This window comes from Geodermatophilus sp. SYSU D01186 (assembly GCF_054050215.1).
In genome coordinates this window covers 36,299-42,298 of the sequence record NZ_JBJGYW010000038.1, presented here as the reverse complement: position 1 = coordinate 42,298, position 6,000 = coordinate 36,299, and the positions used below count along the sequence as shown (strand labels likewise).

Here is a 6,000-nt window from a genome sequence, read left to right as displayed (position 1 = left end):
CACAGCGTTACGGCGGCCATGGCGAGAGGGAAACGCCCGGTCTCATTCCGAACCCGGAAGCTAAGCCTCTCAGCGCCGATGGTACTGCCCCGGAGACGGGGTGGGAGAGTAGGACGCCGCCGGACAACCATTCACGGAACGGGGGTCAGAGCCACGTGCTCTGACCCCCGTTCTCGTGCGTCCGGCCCAATTCCCGCCAGCACCTGTGCGTGCCGGACCGATCATCGAGGTAGGCACATCACCATGACTTCACCGCGTCGAGGCGCCGGCGGTGCCGACGGTCAGGGCAGTTCCCGAGGCGGTCGGAGCGGCGGATCGCCCCGTGCCCAGGGAGCCGGTGGTGGCCAGCGTGGCGCCGCATCCCGGGGCCAGGACTCCTGGCAGGCGCGGCGCCCCAGCGGGGGTGGATCCGCCGGCCCCCGCCGCGCCGACTGGCAGGGCCGTCGTCCCGCGGACGAGCGCGGCGGCCAGGACCGGGGGCACTGGCGCGACCGCGCTTCCGGGGATCGATCGGGCGGCGCGCCCGGGGACCGCCCGCAGCGTGGCGACTGGCGGGATCGTCGTCCCGACGACCGTGGTCGCGGTGGGCGTCCCGAGGGTGGGCGTCCGCAGCGTCCCGCAGGCACGCGCGGGGACTGGCAGGAGCGGCGTCCCGTGGGCGGGCGGCCGCAGCGTCCGGCCGGGACGCGAGGTGAGTGGCAGGACCGCCGTCCCGAGGCTGGACGTCCGCAGCGTCCCGCCGGCGCCCACGGGGACTGGCAGGACCGCCGTCCCGAGGCTGGGCGTCCGCAGCGTCCCGCCGGCACGCGGGGTGAGTGGCAGGACCGCCGCCCGCGCGGGGAACGTCCCCAGTGGTCCGACCGCCCCCGGCGTCCCGCGGGCGATGCTCCGCGCTCGGATCGGCCCCAGCGTCCCTCCGGTGACGCGTCCCGCCCGTCCCGTCCCCAGGGGACGGCCGGTGGGCGGGGCGACCGTCCGGAGCGCTCCGGCGGCTGGCAGGAGCGCCGTCCCCAGCGTGCCGCCGGCGGTGGCGGCCGCGGTGAGTGGCGGGACCGCCGTCCGGGCGACGACCGCCGTGGGCGGCCGGACAGCCGTCGCGCTCCGGCAGGGGCCCAGGAGCGGACGCCGCCGCTGCCCGCTGGTCCCGCCCTGCCCGACTGGGCCGACGCCCGGGACCTCGACCCGAGGGTCCGGCAGGCCCTGCGCGGGCTCGAGTCACGCAACGCCGAGCGGGTCGCCCGGCACCTCGTGGCCGCCGGCACGCTCGTCGACGAGCAGCCGGAGGAGGCACTCGCGCACGCCCGCGCGGCACGGGACCGCGCCTCGCGGATCGCCGTCGTCCGGGAGGCCGTGGGCGTCGCGGCGTACCACGCCGGCGACTACGCCGAGGCGGCGCGCGAGCTGCGTGCCTACCGGCGCATGACCGGCGACGAGGGGTACCGCGCCGTCCTCGCCGACTGCGAGCGCGCCCTCGGGCGCCCCGAGGTCGCGCTGCGCCTCGTGCGCGAGGCGCTGGCCGAGGGCCCGGACGCGGACGAGACCGTCGAACTGCGACTGGTCGAGGCCGGAGCGCGCCAGGATCTCGGCGAGCTCCCCGCTGCTCGGCTGGTCCTGGAAGCCGCCCTCGGCGGCAGGCCCCGTCCGGACTCCGTCGACCTCACCGACCCTGCCACGCTGCGGCTGGCCGAGGCCTACGCGGAGCTGCTCGCCGCAGCCGGCGTCGAGGCCCAGGCCGCGGAGTGGGCGGAGGCGATCGCCGCGCACGCCCCCGAGGAGCCCGACGTCGAGTTCTCCGAGGAGGAGCTGCCCGAGCTCGTGGCTGAGGGCCCTGCCGACGAGGTGGAGCCCGAGCGCGGTCCCGAGGAGGCCGCGGTGGAGGAACCGGCCGTCGCGGGGGAGACCCCGGCGCCGTCGGACGACGAGTCGGCTGCGGCTGACGAGGACGAGCTCGACCTGTCCGAGGACGTCGAGGCCGAGGTCGCCGAGCTGCTGGGCGAGATCGACCCGCCGGGGGACGACCCCCAGCACTGAGCACCGACACCGCGACGGTCCCCGTCCACACCTGCGCTCCGCGTCCACAGACCGGCCACGGGGCTGGGACGGGGACCGTCCGGCGGTGAGGCTGCCGTCATGAGCGTGGCAGTCATCGACCGGAACGACGTGGTGCTCCGCGGGCGGCTCTCCGCCCCGGCGGAGCTGAGATCCCTGCCCAGCGGCGACACGCTGGTCACCTTCCGGCTGGTGGTCCGCCGGCCCGAGCCCCGGGAGCGGGGCCAGACCGTCGACGTCCTCACCTGTGTCACCTACGACCGGGGCCTGCAGCGCCGGGCGGCCGCCTGGGAGGCCGGCGACGTCGTGGAGGTGGAGGGCGCGCTGCAGCGCCGCTTCTGGCGCACCCCCACCGGCACGGCATCGGTGTGCGAGGTCAACTGCCGGCGCGGCCGGAAGGTCCCCCGCGCGTCGGGAGCCGCGGTCGCGACGGCATGACCCGGTCAGTCGGTGTGCGGGCGCAGCACCAGTCCGGTGCGCGGCTTCGGCACGAACAGGGTGGACTTGCGCGGCATGCGCGCACCCGCCCGGGCCACCGCCGCGACGTCGGCGGGCGACGGTCCGCGCAGGAGGACGGCGACGCCGTGCCGGGCCGCCGCACCGGCGAGTGCCTCCTCCACCGTGTGCGCCACCAGCACCGAGCCCGGGTCGTCGGGCCGGCCCCACAGCCCCTGGACGAGACCGTGGTGGGCCAGGACGACGTCCAGACGGCGCCAGGCGGGCGGTGCCTCGGACGGCACGGCGGCGCGCACCTGCGCCGACGGGTCGGCCAGCCGGACCAACCGGGTGCCGTCGCTGAGCAGGAGTCCGTGCTCGGCCGGGTCGGTGAGCCACTGCCGCACCGCCGCGGCGAGGTCGTCGGACGGAGCGGTCCGGACGTCGGTCACGGAGAAGCCGCGCCGCGCGGCGGCGAGCGCCGCGTCGAGGGGCAGGTCGGGCAGCACACGGTGGATGGCGTGCACCCGCAGCCCGCCCGGTCCCATGGGCGTGAGCAGGGCCAGCACGGCGTGCGCGCCCGGGTCACCGGGCCGGTTGCGCGCGTGGGCCTGTGCCGCGGCGAACCGGTGGTGGCCGTCGGCGATGACCGCTCCGGTGCGGCTCAGCGCCGTGGTCAGCCGCGCCACGAGGTCCGGGTCGGTCACCCGCCAAAGCCGGTGTGCGACACCGTCGGCATCGGCGACGACCAGGTCCGGCTCGGCCGCGCGCGCGGCGTCGGTGAGTACCGGGACGTCGGGATCGGGGTCGTGGGCGAGCACGATCGGCTCCAGGTCGGTGCCAGTGGCCGCGAGGAGCGCGCGGCGGCCCTCGACCGCCACCGGGTAGGTGTCCTCGTGCGGCAGCACCGCCCGGGAACCAGCAGCCGGCAGCGCCACCGCTGCCAGCCACCCGATCGTGGCCGGGGTGCCGTCAGTCGGGCACATCTCGTAGACCCACAGGGCCGGGGTGGCGTCCCGGCTGAGGACGCCGCCGGCCTCCCAGTCGCGGAGGGTCCGGGCGGCCTGCTCCGCCGACCGGGTGGCGGCGTCGTCCCCGGTGCCACCGGGTACCGGCGGCACGTGGGGGAGGATGAGCCGGACCACGTTGTGCGGGTCGGCCGCGGCCAGCCGTTCCCGCCCCTCCGCGGTCACCAGGTCGTAGGCTGGCGAGCTCACCCGGGCCAGATGCCCGGGGTCACGTCGCCGGTACGTCAGGGCGCGAAAGGGCCGGACCTCGAGCCCCGTCGCTGTGGGGGGCGGAGCGTCCGCCGACGACGAGGGCACGAGGGAATCGTAGGAGCGTGCTGTCCGGGTGTGTCGTCCCGGCCGGTCCCGGCGAGGGGCCGGCGGTGCGTGGGCCCGCGGCGGGCAGCGGGACCGAGGGGGCGGGCGTGGCGGACGTGGGGGCTCCCGAGGGCGACGTCTACGACTGGTACCAGCGCGGACTGCAGTTGCTGGCCAACCGGGACCCGGCGGCTGCGGCGACGCTGCTGGGCCGGGCGGTCGAGGCCGAGCCGGGCTCCCGCAGCCTGCTGGAGGCGCTGGCGCGGGCGCAGTACGACGCCGGGCGGTACGAGGAGGCGATCGGCACGTTCGGTGAGCTGATCACGCGCAACCCCACCGACGACTACGCCCAGTTCGGGCTCGGACTGGCGGCCAGCCGGGCCGGTGACCTCGAGCTGGCGGCCGAGCACCTCGCCCTCGCCGTCGCGATGCGTCCCGACCTCGGTCACTACACGCGAGCGCTGCGCGGCGTCCGGGCCCGCCGGACCCGGGGGACGGCGTGAGCGGCCTCCCGCCGTCGCTGGCGGCCGGCTGCCCGCAGCCGCCCACCACGCTCTTCGACGTGGCGCTGCTCGACCTCGACGGGGTCGTCTACGTCGGCCCCGACGCCGTGCCGGGGGTGCCCGCCGCGCTGGCCCGCGCCCGCGACGAGGGCATGCGCCTGGGCTTCGTCACCAACAACGCCGCGCGCACGCCGGAGGACGTCGCCCGGCACCTGTCCGACCTCGGCATACCGGCTGGTCCCGGCGACGTGATCACCAGCTCCCAGGCAGCCGCGTCCGTCGTGGCCGAGCGGCTGGGCCCCGGCGCGCGGGTGCTCCCCGTCGGCGGTCCCGGGGTGGCCGCTGCGCTGCTGGCCGCCGGGCTGACCGTCGTGGAGCGGGCCGAGGACGAGCCCGTGGCCGTCGTCCAGGGGTACGGCCGGGAGGTGGGCTGGGCGCAGCTGGCCGAGGCCGTCGTCGCGATCCGCAACGGCGCCGAGCACGTGGCCACCAACACCGACGCCACCATCCCCTCACCGCGCGGACCGCTGCCCGGCAACGGTGCGATGGTCGGCGTCGTCAGCGCGGTCACCGGCCGGCCCCCGCTGGTCACCGGGAAGCCGGACCCGGCCATGCACGCCGAGTGCGTGCGCCGGACGGTGGCCCGGCGTCCGCTGGTCGTCGGCGACCGCCTCGACACCGACATCGAGGGGGGACGGCGCGCGGGGGCGGCCAGCCTGCTGGTCTTCAGCGGCGTCACCGATCCGGCGGGCTTGCTCGCCGCCCCTCCGATGCAGCGGCCGGACCTGCTGGGGACCGATGCCGCCGCGGTCCTCTCGGCCCACCCGCCGGTCGTCGGGGCCGGAGCGGGCTGGCGGTGCGGCGGCTGGGTGGCCAGGCCGGTCGGGGAGGGCGGGCGCCTGGAGCTGGCCTGCGTCACGCAGGGGGCGGACGGCGGGGACGGACTCGACGGGTTGCGGGCACTGTGCGTCGCGCACTGGGCGCTGCACGCGGACGGCGCCGCGCCCCCGAACGTGCAGGCGTCCGACGAGGCCTCCGCCGCCGCACTGGCGCGCTGGTTCCCGGGTGGGCTCCCGTGACCGGGCGACCGGGGCGGCGGACCGGACCGGGCTCAGAGCATCTTGCGCAGCCGCAGCATGTCCCGCAGCCCGGCCTCGAGCTTCACCCGCCCCGTGGCCCACGCCGGGGCGAAGGAGAGCTGGCCGTCGGTGAGGGCGAGCAGGTCGTCGCTGGTCATCGTCAGCCGGATGTCGGCCTTCTCCAGGGACTGGTCCTCCGGCTCGGCCCGCAGTTCGTGGACCGCGCCGCGGGACAGCCGGCCGCGGACGATCTGCCCGAGGTCGGGCAGCCGGCAGGACAAGCTGCGGTCGAGGCCATCCGCGGCCGGGTTGGCCGCGAGGTCGCCGAGGATGCCCTTGAGGGCGGTCATGCACTGCTCCATCGTGGCCACGCGGGCGTGCCTCCATCGCGTGAGGGGACCTGGCGGGCGAACGCTATCCGCCCGTCCACGACCCGTGCCCGTCGTCCCCGGCCGGTAACCTCGCGGACCGGGACGCACCCGCGGTCGGCACCGGCCACCGGGGGCCGTCCGGCGCCGTGGCGCAGCAGCGCACCGCACACACCCACCCATCCGAGAGGCGAGCGATGACCGAGCCGAGCCGACCGCGACCGGTTCCCGGTCCGCCGCG

At 77.3% G+C, this 6,000-nt stretch carries 6 protein-coding genes and 1 rRNA gene; 5 read left to right on the top strand and 2 right to left on the bottom strand.

Annotated features, from left to right (window positions below; genetic code table 11):
• Positions 1–8 precede the first annotated feature (8 nt).
• The 3 genes from rrf to ACI784_RS21825 all read left to right on the top strand — a co-directional run bounded on the left by rrf (position 9) and on the right by ACI784_RS21825 (position 2,487).
• Positions 9–125, top strand: a 5S ribosomal RNA gene (gene rrf, locus ACI784_RS21835).
• A 1,123-nt stretch (positions 126–1,248) separates the two neighbouring features.
• A complete protein-coding gene (locus tag ACI784_RS21830) occupies positions 1,249–2,031 on the top strand; it encodes a tetratricopeptide repeat protein (protein ID WP_457014881.1) in 783 nt (260 codons plus the stop codon).
• Positions 2,032–2,130: 99 nt separating this feature from the next.
• Positions 2,131–2,487 carry a single-stranded DNA-binding protein gene (locus ACI784_RS21825; protein WP_456924265.1) on the top strand — a complete coding sequence of 119 codons (357 nt, stop codon included), beginning with the start codon at positions 2,131–2,133 and terminating at the stop codon, positions 2,485–2,487.
• A gap of 5 nt (positions 2,488–2,492) precedes the next feature.
• Here the strand turns inward: ACI784_RS21825 and ACI784_RS21820 are convergent, their stop codons facing one another.
• The gene (locus tag ACI784_RS21820) at positions 2,493–3,809 is read right to left on the bottom strand and encodes a DUF1015 domain-containing protein (protein WP_457014880.1); all 1,317 of its coding nucleotides are present in this window, start codon (positions 3,807–3,809) and stop codon (positions 2,493–2,495) included.
• A 107-nt stretch (positions 3,810–3,916) separates the two neighbouring features.
• Here ACI784_RS21820 and ACI784_RS21815 point away from each other — a divergent pair, with 107 nt between their 5' ends.
• Both ACI784_RS21815 and ACI784_RS21810 read left to right on the top strand, forming a co-directional pair.
• On the top strand, positions 3,917–4,312 hold the full coding sequence (locus ACI784_RS21815) for a tetratricopeptide repeat protein (RefSeq protein WP_457014879.1): 396 nt from the start codon (positions 3,917–3,919) through the stop codon (positions 4,310–4,312).
• The gene (locus ACI784_RS21810; protein ID WP_457014878.1) at positions 4,309–5,391 is read left to right on the top strand and encodes an HAD-IIA family hydrolase; all 1,083 of its coding nucleotides are present in this window, start codon (positions 4,309–4,311) and stop codon (positions 5,389–5,391) included. Before ACI784_RS21815 ends, ACI784_RS21810 begins: the two co-directional genes overlap by 4 nt.
• Before the next feature lie 32 nt (positions 5,392–5,423).
• On the opposite strand, the gene ACI784_RS21805 is transcribed toward ACI784_RS21810, so the two are convergent.
• Positions 5,424–5,741 (bottom strand): alkyl sulfatase C-terminal domain-containing protein, encoded by a 318-nt coding sequence (locus tag ACI784_RS21805; protein WP_456924269.1) that lies wholly within the window; start codon positions 5,739–5,741, stop codon positions 5,424–5,426.
• Positions 5,742–6,000: the final 259 nt, after the last annotated feature.

Excerpts from the sequence above, each read along its gene's own strand:
- ACI784_RS21825 (WP_456924265.1), top strand. The coding sequence starts at position 2,131 with ATGAGCGTGGCAGTCATCGACCGGAACGACGTGGTGCTCCGCGGGCGG.
- ACI784_RS21805 (WP_456924269.1), bottom strand. The coding sequence starts at position 5,741 with ATGACCGCCCTCAAGGGCATCCTCGGCGACCTCGCGGCCAACCCGGCC.